Annotated in this window: 16 protein-coding genes; 10 read left to right on the forward strand and 6 right to left on the reverse strand. The window is 52.8% G+C overall.

The genetic code is table 11. The annotated features are described in order from the left end of the window. Positions 1 to 39: 39 nt before the first annotated feature. Together rsmI and MKO97_RS02030 are read right to left on the reverse strand one after the other, a co-directional pair. Entirely contained in the window at positions 40 to 741 is a 702-nt protein-coding gene (rsmI, locus tag MKO97_RS02025) for a 16S rRNA (cytidine(1402)-2'-O)-methyltransferase (RefSeq protein ID WP_241104406.1), read from the reverse strand. Further along, entirely contained in the window at positions 741 to 1,730 is a 990-nt protein-coding gene (locus tag MKO97_RS02030) for a hypothetical protein (RefSeq protein ID WP_241104407.1), read from the reverse strand. The genes rsmI and MKO97_RS02030 overlap by 1 nt, the downstream gene beginning before the upstream one ends. Before the next feature lie 102 nt (positions 1,731 to 1,832). Here MKO97_RS02030 and MKO97_RS02035 point away from each other — a divergent pair, with 102 nt between their 5' ends. The 7 genes from MKO97_RS02035 to MKO97_RS02065 all read left to right on the forward strand — a co-directional run bounded on the left by MKO97_RS02035 (position 1,833) and on the right by MKO97_RS02065 (position 9,892). Continuing rightward, positions 1,833 to 2,444, forward strand: coding sequence for a thymidine kinase (locus MKO97_RS02035; protein WP_241104408.1), 612 nt, complete (start codon positions 1,833 to 1,835; stop codon positions 2,442 to 2,444). Beyond that, complete coding sequence (locus MKO97_RS02040; protein ID WP_241104409.1) at positions 2,444 to 4,882, forward strand: bifunctional UDP-N-acetylmuramoyl-tripeptide:D-alanyl-D-alanine ligase/alanine racemase; 2,439 nt, start codon at positions 2,444 to 2,446, stop codon at positions 4,880 to 4,882. The genes MKO97_RS02035 and MKO97_RS02040 overlap by 1 nt, the downstream gene beginning before the upstream one ends. Positions 4,883 to 4,943: 61 nt before the next feature. Continuing rightward, positions 4,944 to 5,363, forward strand: coding sequence for a large conductance mechanosensitive channel protein MscL (mscL, locus tag MKO97_RS02045; protein WP_241104410.1), 420 nt, complete (start codon positions 4,944 to 4,946; stop codon positions 5,361 to 5,363). A gap of 335 nt (positions 5,364 to 5,698) precedes the next feature. After that, positions 5,699 to 6,688, forward strand: coding sequence for an aspartate-semialdehyde dehydrogenase (locus MKO97_RS02050; protein ID WP_241104411.1), 990 nt, complete (start codon positions 5,699 to 5,701; stop codon positions 6,686 to 6,688). Positions 6,689 to 6,796: 108 nt separating this feature from the next. Beyond that, positions 6,797 to 7,231 carry a DoxX family protein gene (locus MKO97_RS02055; RefSeq protein ID WP_241104412.1) on the forward strand — a complete coding sequence of 145 codons (435 nt, stop codon included), beginning with the start codon at positions 6,797 to 6,799 and terminating at the stop codon, positions 7,229 to 7,231. A gap of 61 nt (positions 7,232 to 7,292) precedes the next feature. Further along, positions 7,293 to 7,643, forward strand: coding sequence for a hypothetical protein (locus MKO97_RS02060; protein WP_241104413.1), 351 nt, complete (start codon positions 7,293 to 7,295; stop codon positions 7,641 to 7,643). A gap of 44 nt (positions 7,644 to 7,687) precedes the next feature. Next, on the forward strand, positions 7,688 to 9,892 hold the full coding sequence (locus MKO97_RS02065) for a TonB-dependent receptor (protein WP_241104414.1): 2,205 nt from the start codon (positions 7,688 to 7,690) through the stop codon (positions 9,890 to 9,892). 73 nt (positions 9,893 to 9,965) lie between these two features. Here MKO97_RS02065 and MKO97_RS02070 read toward each other — a convergent pair whose 3' ends face one another. After that, positions 9,966 to 10,766 (reverse strand): TIGR00266 family protein, encoded by an 801-nt coding sequence (locus tag MKO97_RS02070; RefSeq protein ID WP_241104415.1) that lies wholly within the window; start codon positions 10,764 to 10,766, stop codon positions 9,966 to 9,968. Positions 10,767 to 10,940: 174 nt separating this feature from the next. On the opposite strand from MKO97_RS02070, the gene MKO97_RS02075 reads away from it, so the two are divergent. Beyond that, on the forward strand, positions 10,941 to 11,315 hold the full coding sequence (locus MKO97_RS02075) for a DoxX family membrane protein (protein ID WP_241104416.1): 375 nt from the start codon (positions 10,941 to 10,943) through the stop codon (positions 11,313 to 11,315). A gap of 49 nt (positions 11,316 to 11,364) precedes the next feature. Continuing rightward, positions 11,365 to 13,464, forward strand: a complete 2,100-nt coding sequence (locus MKO97_RS02080) for a prolyl oligopeptidase family protein (protein WP_241104417.1) — start codon at positions 11,365 to 11,367, stop codon at positions 13,462 to 13,464. Here MKO97_RS02080 and MKO97_RS02085 read toward each other — a convergent pair. Genes MKO97_RS02085 through MKO97_RS02095 form a run of 3 tightly spaced genes read right to left on the reverse strand, consistent with a single transcriptional unit; the run spans position 13,461 to position 16,243 of the window. Beyond that, positions 13,461 to 14,363, reverse strand: a complete 903-nt coding sequence (locus tag MKO97_RS02085; RefSeq protein ID WP_241104418.1) for a lipid A deacylase LpxR family protein — start codon at positions 14,361 to 14,363, stop codon at positions 13,461 to 13,463. The genes MKO97_RS02080 and MKO97_RS02085 overlap by 4 nt on opposite strands. 32 nt (positions 14,364 to 14,395) lie before the next feature. Continuing rightward, positions 14,396 to 15,130 carry a monofunctional biosynthetic peptidoglycan transglycosylase gene (gene mtgA / locus MKO97_RS02090; protein ID WP_241104419.1) on the reverse strand — a complete coding sequence of 245 codons (735 nt, stop codon included), beginning with the start codon at positions 15,128 to 15,130 and terminating at the stop codon, positions 14,396 to 14,398. Further along, the gene (locus MKO97_RS02095) at positions 15,131 to 16,243 is read right to left on the reverse strand and encodes an FAD-binding oxidoreductase (protein ID WP_241104420.1); all 1,113 of its coding nucleotides are present in this window, start codon (positions 16,241 to 16,243) and stop codon (positions 15,131 to 15,133) included. 175 nt (positions 16,244 to 16,418) lie between these two features. Between MKO97_RS02095 and MKO97_RS02100 the strand changes: the two genes are divergently transcribed. Then, complete coding sequence (locus MKO97_RS02100) at positions 16,419 to 20,081, forward strand: reprolysin-like metallopeptidase (protein ID WP_241104421.1); 3,663 nt, start codon at positions 16,419 to 16,421, stop codon at positions 20,079 to 20,081. Positions 20,082 to 20,167: the final 86 nt, after the last annotated feature.

Genomic DNA, 20,167 nt, shown 5'->3' on the forward strand with positions numbered 1-20,167 from the left:
ATACGTCATGCAAAAATAGGAGGTTTTGAGGGGACGGAATTACGGTTTTTCCGCGTCTTTTCCGGAAATGGCTCCGCCGACCACCACCACGATCTCGCCCTTCGGCGGACGGGCCGTGAAATGGGCCAGCACCTCAGCCGCCGTGCCGCGAACCGTTTCTTCGTGCAATTTCGACAGCTCGCGCGAAACTGAAACCGGTCGGTCGGCACCAAAATACTGTACAAACTCCGCTAACGTCTTCACTAGTTTATGGGGCGACACATAAAATACCATCGTACGGGTTTCAGTCGCCAAAGCCAAAAAGCGGGTTTGTCGTCCTTTTTTATCGGGTAGGAAGCCTTCAAAGAGGAAACGGTCATTGGGTAGTCCGCTGTTGACGAGGGCAGGCACAAAAGCGGTGGCGCCGGGCAGGCATTCCACCCGGATGCCATTTTCGATAGCGGCACGTGTCAGGAAAAACCCGGGATCGGAAATAGCGGGCGTTCCGGCATCCGAAATCAGCGCGATGGATTGTCCGCCTTTGAGACGGGCCACCAGCCCCTCGGTCGTTTTGTGTTCGTTGTGCATGTGGTGCGACTGCATGGGCGTTTCGATTTCGAAATGCTTGAGCAGGCGACCGCTGTTGCGGGTATCTTCGGCAAGGATGAGATCGGCCTCTTTCAACACCTTAATGGCGCGAAAGGTCATGTCTTCAAGGTTGCCGATAGGCGTGGGTACGATAAAGAGCGTTCCGGAAGACATTAACTAAATTTACGCTCGACGACTTCGAGGAACCGCTGTTCGTAGTCCTCTTTGCCGGTCCAGTTGTTATAGTCAGGCTTCACCATTTGTTCAATGAACTGCTGGGCTTCTTCAAAGGTGGCGAGGGTGTTGAGTTGGGAAAGTACGCGGTTCAGGTCTTCGCTGCTTCCGCCAAACAGGTTTTTCTCAAAACCGATTCGGTCGTTCAGGCCGATGACGATAGCCTTGCCGGTGTCGGCCAAAGGCGAGGGTTTGGGCGCTTCAAATTTTTCAGGGTCCGGTATCGAGCGCACTTCCGGCTCCGGTGTTCCGGCCAGGGCAAAGGCCACTTCTTCCACCGATTCAGGCTGCAGTGGCGTTTCCGGAACTTCGAGGGCCACTTCCTCTTTTGTATCTTGTTCGCCCGCTTTCACAAACACCGGCTCGTCGTAGTGGTGCATCAACAAATCTTCAAACGAAGCCTGCACTGGTTTTGGTGCGGGTTCCGGGTCGTCTTGCGGCACTTCGGCCACCGGCTCTGGTTCAACGGTGGTTTCTTCCGGCTCTGCGACCGCTTCTTCCGGTTCGGGCGATTCGGGTGCTTCTTCAACCGTTTCTTCTTCGGCAACAGCTTCCTCCGCTTCCGCAACAGGTTCCTCTTCCTCTATCCCTTCTTCAGGTTCCGAAACGGTTTCTTCCGCTGCAACTTCCGGCGCAGTTTCCGGCACCACTTCGGTTGCGGATTCCGAAACAGCAGCCGCTGCCGGTTCTGTCATATCGGCGGTGTCAAACGCGGTCGGCTCTACCTCCTCATCGATCAACGCCTCGACGTCGGCACGCCCGAGTGTAGGCTTTGTGCCGTCGAAATGCGCCTCCACAAACCGCATCACCGCCAATTTCTCATACAGTCGACGGGTCTCGACATATAACTGGTCAAGGTCCGATTTGTTCTTCATCTGGAGGATCCGGTGTGCAATACTGATGAGTTCGGCTTCGAGCTTTTTTTTCATAACTTTTGGAATATCGGTAGAGAAGGCGTACCTTTTTTAATACATTTGTTTCTGTCACAAAGTAAAAAAATCTATCCTGTTCCGGGACAGAAAAAACGAAAAATGTTTCTCGAAAATACCGTCAACCACAAGGAGCAATTCGGATGGATCGAAGTCATCTGCGGCTCGATGTTTTCGGGGAAAACCGAAGAACTCATCCGTCGCCTGAAGCGCGCGCAATTTGCCCGCCAAAAGGTCGAAATCTTCAAGCCTGCCATCGACACGCGCTACCATGACGAGATGGTGGTCTCGCACGACAGCAACGAAATCCGATCGACACCGGTGCCCGCCGCGGCCAATATTGCCATTCTGGCACAAGGTTGCGATGTGGTCGGTATTGACGAAGCACAGTTCTTTGACGACGAGATCGTAGCGGTCTGCAACGACCTCGCAAATTCAGGCATACGGGTTATCGTGGCCGGACTCGACATGGACTTCAAAGGCAACCCCTTCGGCCCCATGCCGGCACTGATGGCTACAGCCGAGTATGTTACGAAAGTACACGCTGTGTGCACCCGCACCGGCAACCTCGCCAACTATAGTTTCCGGAAAGCCGATAGCGACCAACTGGTGATGCTCGGTGAAACCGAAGAATACGAACCCCTTAGCCGTGCCGCTTTCTTCAACGCCATGCGGAACGAGAAAGAAGCGCCCGGTTCGAAATCCAGGACGTGATGCACCCGTCATTTGTAGCCACCGCCGAACTTTTGGGTGCCGCCGTCAGTGGGCAACCGGAAGGTACCGTCCGGCACGTATCGATTGACAGCCGCTCGCTGCAAAACGGTCCGGATACCCTTTTCTTTGCCCTGGTGGGGCCGCATCATGATGCACACGATTTCATCCCTGAGCTCATCATGAAAGGCGTACGGCATTTTGTCGTGTCGCACATTCCCAAAGGCTACAAAGACGGAGCTGTTTTCCTAATCGTTCCGGATACGCGTGACGCGCTGCAACGATTCGCGGCCTGGTACCGCGCGCAGTTCCATTTTCCTGTGATCGGCATTACGGGCAGCAACGGCAAAACCATCGTCAAAGAGTGGCTCAATTTCGTGTTGAGTCCGGATTACCATATCATCCGTTCACCCAAAAGCTACAACTCGCAGGTGGGCGTCCCGCTTTCGGTTCTGGCCATCAACGAACGGCACACGTTGGGCATTTTCGAAGCGGGCATATCGACCGTGGGCGAAATGGCGCGATTACAGTCCATCCTGAAACCTAACATCGGGATTTTCACTAATATTGGATCGGCCCACGACGAAGGTTTTACCTCCACCGAGGAGAAAATCCGTGAGAAGATGCGGCTTTTCCAGGAGTGCGACGTCCTCATCTACCGACGGCATCCGCTAGTTAACCGTTGTCTTCCTGAGCGGGTCAAAACCCTGAGTTGGAGTGAAACGGAGCCGGCTGACATACAAATTCAACGAAAGACCGATGGCGTGCACACCCACCTGTCTGTCGTATTCGACAACCGTTCCTTCGAGGTCGGTATTCCTTTCCTTGATGATGCTTCGGTCGAAAACGCCGTGCATTGCCTGGCGACATTGCTGTACCTTGGCTACGATCCGGCGGTCATACGATCGCGGTTGGCCCAATTGTATCCGGTTGAAATGCGGCTGCAGGTCAAGGATGGCATCCACAACACCATCCTCATCGACGACAGTTACAGCTCGGACTTCGAATCGCTGCGCATCGCCTTCGACTTTCTCGAAAGCCAGAAACAGCATCACAAGAAGACGGTCATCCTTTCCGATATCGTCCAGAGCGGACTCGACAACGACACGTTATATGAACGTTTGTCGGCGTTAATAAAATCGAATCATATCACCCGGGTAATCGGCATCGGGCCTGTGATTTCGACGTATGCACCACTGTTTCCCAAAGCGGAAATGTACGAGACCACCGAGGCTTTCATCGCGCGGTTCGATCGTAACGCTTTCGCGGATGAAACCCTGCTGGTCAAGGGCGCGCGGTCGTTTTCCTTTGAAAAGATCGTGCGGCTGCTGGAGGAAAAAACGCATGAAACGGTGTTGGAAATCAACTTGAATGCCCTCGGCCACAACCTGAATTTCTTTCGTGCGAAACTGGCGCCGTCTACCCGGTTGATGGTGATGGTCAAAGCATTCGGCTACGGCAACGGCGGCTTCGAGATCGCGAAACTTCTCGAACATTATAAAGTCGATTATTTGGGTGTCGCTTTCGCGGATGAAGGAATCGCGCTGAAGTCGGCGGGAATTGCACTTCCAATCATGGTGATGAACCCTGAAACCACCAGTTTCGCCTCGATTATCCAAAACGGGCTCGAACCGGAAATCTATAGTTTCAAAGGACTTCGGGCGTTTCGGGACCTGGCCCGCGAGTTTACACTTGAAAGGTATCCGATCCACATCAAGATCGACACGGGCATGCACCGGTTGGGCTTTTCGGCCGATGACATCCCGGCGCTAATCGAGGAATTGTCGGGTAGTCCGGAATTACGGGTGACCTCCCTCCTCTCACATATGGCCACCAGCGATGATCCCGCCCACCGGGAATTCGCTTTGGGGCAGATTGCGCTGTTCGACCGCTTATCGTCTGACATGATGCGCGCGCTCGACATCCAACCGATACGTCACATCCTCAATACTTCGGGCATCCGTCATTTTCCGGAGGCGCAGTACGACATGGTGCGACTGGGCATCGGGCTTTACGGCATATCGAACGATCCTTCGGAACAGAAATTCCTGGAAAATGTGGGCACGCTGAAATCGGTCGTTTCCCAATTACGGACCATCCCCACGGGGGACAGTGTGGGCTACGGACGCCGCTTCCGGGCACCGCGTGAAACGACGGTCGCGACGATTCCGATCGGATACGCCGATGGCATACGCCGCGCATGGGGCAATGGCCTGGGCTATGTGGTACTGAATGGCATGCGGGCTCCGATCATCGGATCAGTGTGTATGGACATGCTGATGGTGGATGCCACCGGAATCGATTGCCGCGAAGGCGATCCGGTGATGGTGTTTGGCGAACGTCCGACGGTGGTGGAAATGGCGGAGAAACTACATACGATTCCGTACGAAATACTCGTCGGTATCTCTCAACGGGTAAAACGTGTTTTTTATCGGGAATAAGGAAAAAGATTACGAAGATTTTCTTTTTTTGTACATTAGTACCTAACCAAAACACTCTATTATGGGATTTTTTAAAGATTTCAAAGCCTCGCTCATGAAGGGCGACGTGCTGAGCCTCGCCACCGCGGTGGTCATTGGCGCCGCTTTTGGCAAGATCGTAAGTTCAGCCGTTGATGACATCATTATGCCGATTGTCGGACTGATTACGGGTGGGATCGATTTCACCAAAAAGTTCATCACGCTTGACGGCAACCACTACGAAAACCTGGACGCGGCGAAAAAAGCCGGCGCTGCGGTCATTACCTATGGCAACTTCGTGCAGGCGATCATCAACTTCGTTATTATTTCCTTCTTTATTTTTGTAGTGCTTCGCGGCGTTGAACGCACCCGTAAAAAAGAGGAAGCCGCACCGGCCGCACCTCCAGCCCCTTCGAATGAAGAAAAGCTGTTGGCTGAAATCCGCGACTTGCTCAAAAAATAGAAAGCCCGCTACATTATATATTCTAAACCCCGTGATGAGCGGGGTATTTTTTTGGGAAGAAGGAACTGAGGAACTGAGGAACTGAGAATGACACTCGACTTCGACCTTCGTTCCGAAATGAGTAGAAAAAGTACTACCCAAAATGTGTCGTACTTGCCGTCTGCTCCATGCAAACTCTAAACTTTCATGCCGCTTTTTTGCAATTGGTAATTCCCTCCCCTTCTCCGTTCCTCAGTTACTCAGTTACCCAGTTACTCAGTTACTCAGCTACCCCATCACTCCCCCCACACATCCTTTTCGCTTTTTCCGTACTTTTGCACCCAAAACAAACCTTTATGAAAGTTGCGGTCGTTGGCGCCACCGGAATGGTGGGTGAAACCATGTTGAAAGTGTTGGCAGAACGGAATTTCCCGGTGACGGAGCTGATTCCGGTTGCATCCGAAAAATCGATTGGGAAGGAAATTGCCTTCCAGGGAAAAACCTATAAAGTCGTCGGGATGCAGGAAGCGATCGATCGGAAGGCCGACATCGCCTTGTTTTCGGCCGGCGGCGGTACGTCCCTTGAATGGGCGCCGAAATTCGCGGAAGCCGGCACTACGGTTATCGACAACTCGTCTGCGTGGCGGATGGACCCGACCAAAAAACTGGTGGTTCCGGAAATCAACGGCGATCAGTTGACGCCAACCGACAAAATCATCGCAAATCCGAACTGTTCGACCATACAGATGGTGTTGGCCCTGGCGCCACTCCATAAAAAATACAATATCGAGCGTATTGTCGTTTCGACCTACCAATCGGTCACCGGCACCGGCGTGAAAGCGGTTCGCCAACTTGAGAATGAATATGCCGGCATTGAGGGCGAAATGGCGTATAAGTATCCCATCCATCGCAATGCCATCCCGCAAATCGACGTCTTCGAAGACAACGGTTATACGAAGGAAGAAATGAAAATGACGCGGGAAACGAAAAAAATTCTTTCAGATGATACCATCCGCGTGACGGCTACCACCGTGCGCATCCCGACGGTTGGTGGTCACTCGGAAGCGGTGAACGTCGAATTTTCAAATGACTTCGAGGTAGCGGAAGTGCGTGACATCCTATCCAAAACACCAGGCGTTGTCGTGCAGGACGATATCGCCAACTTCGTCTATCCGATGCCGTTGTACGCACACCAAAAAGACGAGGTATTCGTGGGCCGGATCCGTCGCGACGAAACCCAGCCCAACACACTAAACATGTGGATTGTGGCCGATAACCTTCGCAAAGGTGCCGCCACGAACGCGGTTCAGATTGCGGAGTATTTAGTGGCGCACCGACTCGTATAAAGAAGATCCACTGCAAGTAAAAGCCCTACTCCCCGTGGGGCTTCTCTTTTTTGCCGCAACAGACTTTTTTATTCTATATATTTGACTACCAACTTTAAAACGAGCCACATGAAAAAATTTATGTCTGCGCAGTCTTTTAGCCTCGACCTCGGACTGCTTCTTATCCGGCTGATGTTCGGCGCTTCGATGGCGGCGGCCGGCTACCAGAAAATCACCAAATACAGTGAAAACCTCAAAGACGATTTCTGGATCAATAAAGTCTCTTTCCTTGGATTGTCTGGCGCACCCGTGCTCAACCTGGTGATTTTTGCCGAATTCTTCTGCAGCCTGCTGATTATGGCCGGATTCCTGACCCGCCTGGCGCTCATCCCGCTTCTCATCTGTTCGTTCTACATCTTTGCCGTTATCGGCGGCGAAATCTATCATATTGAAGATGGCGGCCTTTGGTTCAACCCCGGCTTCCCCTATTTCATCGTGTATATCGCCCTGTTTTTTACAGGCGCCGGGAAATACAGCGTGGATCACCTGATCTCGAAACGCTGATTGCAAAAAAACAAAGCGGGTCTAAGGCCCGCTTTGTTGTGGTGATGCGTATCTTTGTCGCATGAAAACCCGCCTTCGGTTCCTGCAGGTCTTATTCGCGTCGGTGCTGCTTACAGCCCTGACGGTGCAGTCGTGGCACGGATGGGCTGACTACCAGGAAAAGGTACGGGAACGGCATTGCGAACACAAAGCCTATAGCAAGGCGAGCATCACCCACACCCACGCGTCGTTGGAGCACTGCTCGGTCTGTGACTTTACGTTTGCCCCTTATGCCGCTTTTACCATTTGGCCCGACCACTCCGAGCCGACGCTTCGTTGCCTTGACAGAACAGTCGCTGCCTACCAGCGGTTTGTGCCGTCCGGAACGATCGGGCTTAGGTACCTACGCGGCCCACCCTCTGTAAACGTTTGATTTAGTTGGCCCTTCGGGGAAATTTTAACGTTTACGTATTTACCATGAAACATCTTTTTCTCACGCTCCTGATGGGCGTGTCTCTTGGTGTATGGTCGCAAAATTCCTTTTCCGGAAAAGTGACCGACACCCTTCAGCAATCAATTACGGGCGCGACGGTTTACCTGCCTGACCTCCATAAAACCGCCATTACCGATGCGACCGGCGCCTTCGCCTTTCGCCACCTTCCGGCAGGAAAAATCCGCTTCAGCGTCAGCGCTTTGGGCTATGCCTCACGACAGGAAACCATAGCGGTCTCAGGTGAGACGACCCTCGCTATTGCCCTCACGCAATCCGAATTCCGAATGGACGAAGTGGTGGTGTCGACGGCGTTTAGCCGACTGCAGTCACAGAACGTCATGAAGATTGAAAAACAATCGGTGGCAGATATGCAGAAAAAAGGGGCTGCTACACTGATTGAAGGCCTCTCGACCTTACCCGGCGTGGCGCAGGTCTCGACCGGCACCTCCATTGGGAAACCAGTCATCCGTGGCCTAAGCGGTAACCGCGTGTTGGTCTATACCCAGGGCGTAAGAATGGAAAACCAGCAATTTGGTGACGAACACGGGCTCGGGCTCAATGACGCCGGCGTAGAATCCGTTGAGGTCATCAAAGGTCCGGCGTCGCTCTTGTATGGATCGGATGCCATCGGTGGTGTCATTTACCTAAACCCGGAGAAGTTTGCCGAGGCCGGCGCGTTTAAAGCGGATGTACGCCAGCGCGTTTTTTCCAATACGTTGGGCAGCAGCACCTCATTGGGCATCAAAACCTCATCCGAAAAATGGAAGTTTCTCGGACGTGGCAGTTACGACACCCATTCCGACTATGAAATACCGGATGGTGACCGGGTAACCAATACCCGATACAATGAAAGGGACCTGAAACTTGCCACGGGATTTAGCGATCGTCGTATTTCCTCCGTTCTCCGCTACAACTACAACGCCCTTGACCTCGGCATTCCAGAGGAAGGAATTGGTGCGCAGTCCAACAGTAAATCGACGTTGTATCCGAAGCAGGACGTCCAGAGTCATATCCTGAGTTGGGGAAATACCCTGTTTTTTGCTGATTCGAAGCTGGATGTCAACCTCGGGTACATCGAAAACCGCCGGAAAGAACTGGAAGACAGTCCAACGCCGGCACTTGACATGCGTTTGCAGACTACGAGCTATGATGTAAAGTACCACTTCCCGAAATCAACCCATTGGGAAGTCATCTCAGGCGTACAGGGCTTGTGGCAGGCAAACACGAATGCCGGTGAAGAACGGCTTATTCCGGATGCCCGCGTGCAGGATTTTGGTGTATTTACAACGGCGTTAGGTGAGTGGGACGGACATACACTGCAGACAGGTCTTCGGTTCGACACCCGATCGGTGACGGGAGACGCGTTTGGAACGCCCGGAGAGGAAGGGTCATTCGAAACGGTCGACCGTTCGTTTTCAAGCCTCAACGCACAAATCGGATACAGCCGGAAAATCGCCAACGCGACCACCGTACGCCTAAACGTGGCCAGTGGTTTCAGGGCGCCGAACCTTGCCGAACTGACGTCCAATGGCGTGCATGAGGGCACCAACCGCTATGAAGTGGGGAACGCGAACCTCGACAAAGAGCAAAACGTGCAGGTCGACCTCGATCTCGAATATGGGAACAGCCACTTCGAGTGCTTCGTCAATGGATTCTACAACCACATTGACAGCTACATCTACGCGGCACCCACGGGTGAGGTGCGGGATGGTAATGATGTATACAACTACGTACAGTCGAATGCACGGCTCTTTGGCGGTGAGGCCGGATTCCACCTACACCCGCATCCGCTCGACTGGCTGCACCTTCAGAGTACCGTGAGCCTGGTGAAGGGCGAGCGCACCGATGGTACGGCGTTGCCATTGGTTCCGGCTACCGACTGGGACAACTCGATCCGGGTTGAATTCAAAAAAGGCCAATGGCTGAAAGACGGATATGCCACGTTCGATGTCAACTACTTGTTCGAGCAGAACCGGGTAGGCGCGTTTGAAACCCCTACAGGTGATTATGCTCTTTTCAACCTGGGTGCAGGCGGAAACATCACCCTTGGTAAGACGTCGTTTCTGCTGACGATGAGTGCCAACAACCTGTTCGACCGCACTTACATCGCGCATCTGTCACGTTTGAAGACCGACGGAATTCCGAATATCGGGCGGAACTTTATAGTCGGGCTCTCCTTCCAACTGTAACATTCCAACCTACTGTAAAATAAAAAGCGTCCCGAAAGGACGCTTTTCCTGTTTAACTAACTACAAAAAAAAATCAAAATCTATTGTCTCCGTCGAGCAGGTTGCCCAACCCTCCGAGTATACTTCCTTCTTCCCGACGACTGCCGCCGGCAGCAGGAGCTGAAGCAATGATGCGATCGGCAAGTCGGGTAAACGGAAGCGACTGGATGTATACCGTTCCGGGGCCCCGCAACGTCGCGAAGAAGAGTCCTTCCCCACCGAAAAGCGAGTTTTTAATACCCCCAATGAATTCAATATCGTAGGCTACGTGCTGGGTGAAACCAACGATACAACCGGTATCCACCTTCAGCACTTCGCCCGGCGCCAGCTCCCTTTTAGAAAGCATCCCTCCGGCGTGGATGAAGGCAAGTCCATCGCCTTCTAACTTTTGCATGATGAATCCTTCGCCCCCGAAAAGGCCACGCCCCAACTTACGGGAAAATTCAATTCCGATCGAAACGCCTTTCGCTGCACAGAGGAAAGCATCTTTCTGGCAAATAAACTTCCCACCATTTTCCCGTAGGTCGATGGGCAGTATTTTGCCGGGATAGGGTGAGGCAAACGACACTTTCCGTTTACCGGAATACTCGTTCACAAAAGCGGTCATGAACAGACTCTCCCCGGTGAGCACGCGCTTGCCGGCCGAGAGCAGCTTGTCGAACAGTCCCGACTTTGGCTGCGCGCCGTCGCCGAAAATGGTTTCCATACGGATACCGTCCTGCATCATCATAAAACTGCCCGATTCGGCAACTACGACTTCCTGTGGATCCAATTCAATCTCCACATATTGCATTTCCTCCCCATGGATTTCGTATCCAATTTCATGTGCGGTCATAACCTATTTTTGCTGCATTTGTCGGAAGTGGCATGAGTTTGTTACAGGTGGAATTTCTTTGTGTATTCCACAATTAACACATACTTGAGTCAATAATCAAAAAAGAGCGCGATTGATATACAATAGAATAAAAAATTAGCATTATTTTTACACATCAACCAAAACCATTTTTGTATGAATTCAAAGTTTACCTCTATCGTGCGGGTCGTATTGGGTATTATATTGGTAGTCTTCGGCAGCAACAAACTGATCGATTTCCTTCCGATGGAGCCACCTACGGGTGCGGCTGGCGAATTCATGAGCTCCTTGCATGCCACCGGCTACATCTTTCCGGTGGTCGGTGTTCTGGAAGTTGTTATCGGGATATTGCTACTGACCCGGAAATGGGTGCCCTTCGCGCTCATTCTCTTAGCGCCGCTTTCCATCAACATTCTGTTGTTCCATTTGTTTATGGATATGCCCGGACTGGGCGTTGCACTGGCAGTCACCCTGCTGAACTCCATTCTCATTTATAAGCACTGGCGCGTATATCGCCCGCTTTTCGTCTGATAGCGGTGGCGGAATTGTGTATTTTTGTCGGAATCGAAAACCATTTCCGATGAAAAAAGCACTTTTCCTAATGGCCTGTATGTCCTCTTTCCCTGTCGGCGCACAACAGATTGTCTATCCGGAAACGGAAAAGGGCGATGTGGTTGACACCTATTTTGGCACACCGATTCCTGATCCGTATCGTTGGCTGGAGGACGACCTCTCCGATAAGACGGCGAAGTGGGTGGCGGCGCAAAACGAAGTCACGTTTGGCTATCTTGATAAAATCCCATTCCGAAAGGATGTACAGGAGCGCATCACCCAACTGTGGAATTACGAAAAGCGCAGTGCTCCGACCCGCGAAGGCAACTACCTCTATTATTACCGAAACGACGGGTTGCAAAACCAGTCGGTACTCTACCGCAAGGACGCTAGCGGTAAAGAAGAGGTCTTTCTCGATCCGAATGGTTTTGCGAAAGACGGTACGAGTTCGTTGAGCGCGTTGGCCTTTTCAAAAGACGGAAGCCTGGTGGCGTATGCCGTTTCAGAAGCGGGAAGCGACTGGGTAAAGGTGTACTTCATGGACGCTGTGACAAAAAAGGTCCGCGACGAGCAGTTGGTCGATGTCAAATTCAGCGGTCTTTCCTGGAAAGGCAACGAGGGCATTTTTTATTCACGCTACGACCGCCCGAAAGGAAGTGTTCTTTCTGCCAAAACCGACCAGCACAAACTGTATTTCCACGCATTGGGCACGCCCCAAAAGAAGGATGTGCTGATTTTCGGCGGGGAAGAAAAACGGCGGTATGTAGGCGGAAGTGTCTCGGAAGACGGACAATATCTCATCATTTCCACCGCAAACTCTACTTCCGGAAACGAGCTTTACATCAAAGACCTAAGTAACGCTTCCTCTAAAATCATCGCCGTTAACACCGGTTTTGACTACGATGTCGACTTCCTCGACCATGAAAACGGCGTTTTTTACTTCGTCACGAATTTCAAAGCACCGAACAAACGGGTGGTAGCGGCTAAGATAGGGGCGCTTGATCCGTCGAACTGGCGTGATATCATCCGCGAAACAGATAATGTATTGACAGTAAGTACGTGTGGTGGCTATTTCTTCGCGCATTATATGCGGGATGCGGTGTCGTTTGTACAACAGGTTCGGTACGACGGCACGGTCGTCAATGACATAAAGTTGCCCGGCCTTGGAACCGCTTCGGGTTTCCGCGGAAAGAAAACCGATCGGGAAACGTATTTCAGCTTTACCAACTATACCACGCCTTCCTCCCTTTATTCGATTGACATCGCTACGGGCGAACGCAGCGCGTATTGGAAACCTACGATCGCCTTTAATCCGGATGATTACACCTCAGAGCAGATTTTCTATGTATCGAAAGACGGCACGCGCGTTCCGATGATCATCACCTATAAAAAAGGCTTGGAGCGCAATGGCAAGACGCCGACCCTTCTGTATGGATATGGCGGTTTTGACGTGAGCCTTACCCCGTCGTTCAGCGTATATGCCGCCACGTGGATGGAGTTCGGTGGCATCTACGCCGTACCTAACCTTCGGGGTGGTGGGGAATACGGCCGTAAATGGCATGATATGGGTACCAAGATGCAAAAGCAGAATGTCTTTGACGACTTCATCGGTGCCGCGCAATACCTCATCAAGGAGCGCTACACCAGCTCTGATTTCCTGGCGATAGAAGGCGGTTCCAACGGCGGACTGCTGGTCGGTGCGACCATGACCCAACGCCCGGAACTTTTCAGGGTAGCCCTTCCGGCCGTGGGCGTATTGGATATGCTGCGCTACCACCGTTTTACCGCCGGAGCGGGATGGGCCTATGACTACGGCACGGCAGACGATTCGAAGGAAATGTTCGAGTACCTGCGAAACTATTCGCCTGTGCACAATGTGCGGAAGGGCACCCGGTATCCGGCGACCATGGTGACTACCAGCGACCATGACGACCGCGTCGTGCCGGCCCACAGCTTTAAATTCGCCGCCGAGTTGCAGGCGAAACAGTCGGGCCCCGCGCCGGTGCTGATTCGAATTGAAACCAACGCCGGGCACGGCGCGGGTAAATCGGTTTCGAAAGCCATCGCGGAAGACGCGGATGCCATCTCGTTTACGCTTTATAATATGGGATTCTCGAAGCTTCCTTAATCAAGGAATTTCGAGACGACGATCGATCCGTAGTAATGCCCCATATTGTTGGGGCTGTTGCGGACCTCTTTGGTGTGGTAAAGGAAGGCATAGGTAACACTCCAACGGTTCCTTCTGTATTTAAAACCCGCTTCTCCTGAAAACAGAAACGGTTTTACGTCAAACACCACCGGACTGTCGTTATCAAAAAGACTGCCTTCGATGGTGGCATCATGGCCCTGGTATTTGAAGTTAGGACTGATGTAAAAATACAATTCATGGTCAGAATAGGCGGCGGGGTCGGCAGATAACGCACCGTCATAAAGATTGGAGGCCGACAGCGTTTTTAAGTCGCCCCAAAGGCTAATACGGGAAAGAAAGCCGACACGGGCACCCGAAAGCACCGTTCCGGCATACGCCTCGGCCTGGAAATTGACATCAAAACGCGGACCGGCCGACAGCGTACGTGCATACGATCCGCCGAGTTGCGCCGCCCAGGCGTTCCGGACCTGGTGTTCCCATCCGTAGACCCGCTTGTATCCGAACAGGAAATGGATGGCCTTTTGGGTTTCCTCCGCAAAGGCATCGGGGCCCACTACACCGACTTGTCCGTACCACTTTAACACCGACCGTTCCCGGAAATAGCCCTTACCGGCTTCTGCAAACAGATAGCCCGCAAACGGACGGTCGATACGAGCGGGATCAGCGGCCTGTCGGGTGCGCGGATTGAAGATGTATTGCCCCACCCGTAGGTCTGTTATTTTCTTTACGTCGTCAGTCGATGCCTTGTTGAGAAAGCGGTAAAAGAACTCGAAGCCCGCTGTGTAGTATTTATCGCTAACGGTTGACACATACAAATCATTATCGCTGACGACACCCGCTTCTGCCGGACGGCGTTGCGCAGCGAGGAAAAGCGGCATTATCAGACTGTAAACAATGAGTATCTTTTTCATCAATAGTCGAGGCTACCGACGTAGCGCATGTGCTTGATGATACGGCTTTTGCGACGCTCGATAAAAGACGAGGAGCCCGACGCCTTGTATTTTAAGGGATTGGGAAGGATAGCGGCAATTCCGGCGGCCTCGCGACGTGAGAGTTTGTCGGCATCCTTTCGATACCAGTGTTGGGCAGCGGCCTCTACACCGTAGACACCGTCTCCCATTTCGATGCTGTTCAGGTATACCTCCATAATCCGCTCTTTACCCCAGATCAGTTCGATCAATACGGTGAAATAGGCTTCAAGGCCTTTTCGGATGTAACTCCTTCCTTGCCAAAGGAATACGTTTTTGGCGGTTTGCTGGGATATGGTGCTGCCACCGCGCAATTTCTTCCCTTTGGCGTTGCTTTTCATTGCCTTTTGAATCGCGACGATATCAAAACCGCTGTGCGTCATAAAATTCGCGTCTTCGCTGGCAATGACGGCCCGTTGCATGTTTTTAGAAATCTTCTCGATTGGCACCCAATCGTGTTCGCATACGATCTTCTCCCCGCGGCCCCGTTGCTCGAGGCTCCGTATCGCCATAAGTGGCGTAGCGGGCACCGGCACCCATTTAAAGAGGATGACCAGGAATATCGTTATGATGAAAAACCAGAGCGCGGCCTTTCCGATAAACCGCAAGGTGGTTCGAAGCCAACCCCGTTTTGGAGGCGGCGTATTCTTTGCTTTCTTTCGCGTTTTTACTCCCATTTACACCAGGTCTGCGAGTTCTTCCCCGATCAGGCTGCCTATCGCCACTCCCATTCCGCCCAGCCGTACGCCGCAATACACGTGCGATGACAAGGCTTCGACAATGGGTTTTTTAACGGCTCCCAATCCCATAATACCACTCCAACGACGCTCGATTTCGAACGGCGTTCCGGGCAAAATTACATCTTTTAAAAGTTGTTCCAACCGTTGTTGGATGATTTCGGTCTGGCCCATTTCCGTCGTCGTTTCACCCTCGAAATCGAGATGACGTCCGCCGCCGAAAAGGATACGGTCGCCGATATTGCGGAAGTAGTAATACCCGCGGTCGAAATGGAAGGTTCCTTTGATATCGAGTCCTGGAATCGGCTTTGTCACCAACACCTGTGCCCGTGCCGGTTTTACAGCGCCCCCGGTAAGGGACCCGGCGAATCCGTTGGTGGCGTACAGCAGTTTATGGGTTTTGAACGAAGCACCTGGCAGCACGACTTCCACCCCATCTGCGTGCTCGATATGGTTTTGCACCTCAACCGACGTCAGGACATGGATGCCCTGGGCAACGGCCATGCGTAGAAGCGCCTGCATCATCTTGCCTGTATCCAATTGACCTTCGAACGGATTGAAAAGCGTGTATTCGTGTATATTTCCGAACCCAAACCGGTCGACTTCGCGGGAAAACACGTCGGCTCGGAAAACAGGTCGAAGGAGGTCGTTCACGTAGGCCATGCGCGCGAAACACTCGTCGTATAAGTGTTTGTCCTCTGAAAGAAAAAGTTCGTATCCTCCATAGGGACGAAAATCCAACGCGGCGTCACCTACCCGTTTGCGCAGCAGTTGCAGACCCTGCCAGCGCTTGGTCACCAACTGTACGACTTCCTCTTCGGAATGGGTTCGCAGGTCGTCCAGTATTTCCGACAGGCTGCCGAAGCACGCAAAACCCGCATTCTTCGTGCTGGCGCCTTCGGGGAGGATGCCTTTCTCCAACACAAGGATGGTGCTTTCCGGGAAGCGCTCGCGCAGGCGAAGGGCCGCATGCAGTCCGACGATACCGCTTCCGACGATGGTATAATCAACATCGGAAAACCAGGTCTTCCACTCCCAAAAACTCAGGTTCATGCGTTTGTTTTCGGGCTAAAATAGCGCGTAATGCCTGACGGGAAGGCGTATTCGGTGTTAAATTACTAACATATGTGTAAAAAAAAGTTAGAAAAATCCTAATACGGTTCATTATTACTTTTATATTTGAACTGTTAATTACCTACTAATTCCACTAACTCTAATCGCTTCTTTTATGAAAAACAAACTACTTGGCGCGTTCCTATTGGCTTTTTCCGGAATGGCGCTGGCGCAGGGCGGTCGGGCATTGTGGCAATCGAACCCCCATCGAGGTGCCATCCACGTCCTTCCCAACAAAACATCCCTTACCAAACCCCAACTCTATGCCCTCGACGAACAGGGCATGAAACAGTCGCTTGTAGCGGCCAACGGGAAAGACCGCACCCAGGCCGTGGTGATGGAATTCCCGAATGCGGAAGGCAAGTTCGAATCGTTCCGTGTTTTTGAACTTTCGAATATGGACCCGGAACTCGCGGCCCGTTATCCGGAGATCAAGTCGTATGCCGGACAGGGCATCGAAGATCCGTCGACGACCATTCGTTTCAGTATGTCACCGCTGGGCTTCCAGAGTATGGTTATTTATGGAGACCGTACGGCGGTTTTCATTGAAAAGTATAACACAGAAGGAACGCTCTACAGCGTCTACCGCAAAAAAGACCGCACCGCCTCTTTGAATGCTTTTGATTGTAAAGTCATCGACAGTGCGAAGAAAGACCTGCAACTGAACAATTCGATGCAGCTTCGTCCGAACGCAGATGATGGAGTGCTGCGGACCTATCGTCTCGCGATGTCGGTAACAGGCGAATACACCGCGTATTTCGGCGGCACGAAAGCCCTCGCCCTTGCTGCCATCAACAATACGATGACGCGCGTGAATGGCGTTTTCGAATTGGATTTTGGTGTACACATGAACCTGATTTCCAATACGGATGCCGTCATTTATACAAACGCATCCACCGATCCGTATTCCGCTGCGGCAACGGGTGCAGGCGGTGCCTGGAACCTCGAACTGCAAAACACCCTGACCAGTGTGATCGGCAACGCCAATTACGACATCGGACACCTTTTCGGTGCAACTGGCGGAGGTGGTAATGCCGGCTGTATTGGCTGCGTCTGTGTGAATCCTACGACTGCCGTTCCGGAAGGAAAAGGTAGTGGGTATACGTCTCCGAACGACGGCATCCCATCCGGCGACAACTTCGATATTGACTATGTCGCACACGAAATGGGCCACCAATTCGGCGCCAACCACACCTTTACCCACAGCAACGAAGGCACCGGCAAACAGATGGAGCCGGGATCGGGATCGACCATTATGGGCTACGCCGGTATCACCAGCCTTGACGTACAACCGCATTCCGACCCTTACTTCCATGCCGTAAGCATCCAGCAGGTAACCGATTACATCAAAACAACCACCTGTCAGACGACTACTGCCACCGGAAATGCTATTCCAACAGCCAACGCGGGTGCGGATTATACGATCCCGAAAAGCACGCCATTCGTGTTGACAGGAACGGCGACCGACGCCAATGGCGATGCCCTAACCTATATTTGGGAGCAAATGGATAACGGCACCTCGTCCGCTGCACCAAGTGCAACCAAAACGACAGGCCCGAACTTCCGTTCGTATAGCCCGTCGAGCTCTACCAGCCGTTACTTCCCAAGAATCCAATCCACTATTGCAGGTGCGACTACGACAGCCGGAACCGAACTCACCGTGGAAGCGCTTTCGTCTGTGGCCCGTACCCTGAACTTCCGTTTCACCGTACGCGACAACCGTGCAGGCGGACCTGCGAACAACAGTGATGATATGGTTGTGACCGTAAACGCTACGGCCGGGCCGTTTGCCGTGACCGTACCGAATACGGCGGTTTCATGGCCGGCAGGATCTTCCCAAACCGTCACCTGGAGCGTGGCCGGAACGACAGCCAATGGCGTCAACTGTGCAAATGTGGACATACTCTTGTCGACAGACGGAGGTCTTACGTATCCAATTACGCTGTTGTCTGCAACGCCGAATGACGGCACACAGGCTATCACGGTACCGAACAACGTCGGCAGCACGAACCGAATCATGGTGAAAGGATCGAACCATATCTTCTTTGATATTTCGAACGCCAACTTCACGATCACCGCCGCGTCTACCGACACCACCGCGCCAACGGCTCCGACCAACCTGGCCGCATCGGGCACCACGGCTACGAGCACGAACCTCACCTGGACCGCCGCTACCGACAATGTAGGCGTTACCGGATACGATGTCTATCAGGGCGCTACGCTTATTGCGAATGTAGCGACGACCTCTTACACCGTTACCGGACTTACCGCATCCACCACCTATTCGTTCACGGTCATTGCGAAAGACGCAGCGGGCAACGCCTCTGCAGCGAGCAACGCGGTAAGTGTGACGACGCTGGCAGCCGGCATCACGTATTGCGCGTCGACCAGCAGCAACACCAACGACGAACGCATACAACGCGTCGCCATTGGCACGATCAACAATCCGTCTACCAGTACAGCCGGTTACGAAGACTTCACAGCACTCTCCACGACGGTGACCAAAGGCACAGCGTATACCATCACGATAACGCCGCTCTGGACAGGGTCAACCTTCTCGGAAGGCTATGCCGTTTTCGTTGACTACAACAAAGACGGTGACTTCGCAGATGCCGGTGAAACGGTGTATACCCGCGCTGCTTCTACAACTACGCCGGTGAGCGGCACGTTTACCATCCCGACCACGGCGGTAACCGGTACTACCCGTATGCGTGTGTCGATGAAATACAACGCCATCCCAACCGCCTGCGAAACCCTTTCGTATGGACAGGTTGAGGACTATACACTCAACATCGTCGCAGGTGTTGCCGATACCACTGCTCCAACTGCTCCAACCAACCTGACTGCATCCGGAACGACGCAGACCACCACCAACCTGGCCTGGACGGCTGCTACGGATAACGTAGGCGTAACAGGGTACGACGTGTACCAGGGTGCGACATTGAAAGCCACCGTGACCACGACCAGCTATGCCGTGACCGGATTGACCGCGGCTACGGCCTATACCTTCTCTGTGAAGGCAAAAGATGCCGCCGGAAACGTATCGGCATCCAGCAACACCTTGAGTGTGACAACATTGGCTGCAACCGCTACGTACTGCGCCTCACAAGGAAACAGCACGGCCGACGAGCGCATCCAGCGTGTGGCGTTTGGCACCATCAACAACCCGTCAACCGCAACCACCGGCTATGAGAACTTCACGGCGTTGTCAACCAATGTGACCAAAGGAACGGCATACACCATTACCATCACCCCGCAATGGACCAGCACGACCTATGCAGAAGGATATGCCGTGTTCATCGACTACAACCGCGATGGCGACTTCGCAGATGCCGGTGAAACGGTGTACACCCGTGCAGCCTCGACCACTACTCCGGTTTCGGGCAGCATCACCATTCCGACCACCGCCGCTACGGGCACTACCCGCATGCGTGTGTCGATGAAATACAACGCGATCCCGACGGCTTGTGAGACGTTCTCGTATGGCCAGGTAGAAGATTACACGCTCAATATCGTGTCTGCCGCCAAAGCAGACGAGGAAATCGTGGCGTCGAAAGCCGACATTCGTGTGTATCCAAACCCGGTTTCCGATGTATTGAATGTATCCGGACTGGAAGGAAACACCCGTTACCGCATCCTTAACATGATGGGTCAGGAAGTAGCGAAAGGCGATGCAACGGGCGGCACCATCGGTGTCGTGGGCGTGGCAGCCGGTAATTACATCCTCGAATTGATTTCCGACAGCAGCACGACCATCCGTCGTTTCATCAAGAAATAAGCGAAAGGCGCTGCCTCACATAGGAAAGGCCATCCGGTTTCGGGTGGCTTTTCTGTTTTATTGTGTATTTTTAACTCCTCGAAAAG

The organism is Flavobacterium sp. HJ-32-4 (genome assembly GCF_022532105.1).
Lineage (GTDB): Bacteria > Bacteroidota > Bacteroidia > Flavobacteriales > Flavobacteriaceae > Flavobacterium.